Source organism: Rhizobium sp. SVR5-9E (genome assembly GCF_056755095.1).
Window position 1 is genome coordinate 1 of record NZ_JBNDHS010000310.1, and the last position, 329, is coordinate 329.

General features: G+C 49.8%; 1 protein-coding gene. It reads left to right on the forward strand.

Features of this window, described 5'->3' with window-relative positions; genetic code table 11:
- Positions 1-289: hypothetical protein (locus ACPYOJ_RS34945; RefSeq protein ID WP_481420320.1), on the forward strand; the 289-nt coding region annotated here is incomplete at its 5' end.
- Between the last annotated feature and the right edge of the window lie 40 nt (positions 290-329).

Here is a 329-nt window from a genome sequence, read left to right on the forward strand (position 1 = left end):
TTATAATACAGGGAGTGGCGCCCCAATCACACCAACGGCAGCACAGGGACCGTATCCTGTTCAGGGTACCTCAAACTGGGTAACCTACTCTATACCCGGACTAACGGGTAATATCACGGTGAACTCTACAAAAGCCGTAACTGCAGGTATTGCAGGGGGAAGCGGAGCCGTAGGATACGGAGGATACTTTGCCGGATTTTCATCCATTCCGGTGATTGCGAAACAATCAGGAGAATGTGTGCCGGGAATAGTTCTTGCAGTTGACGACAGCTTTGATACCTATCAATAGCATGTGCACGATATTGCCATTTCCGGGGCTCCCCAAAATG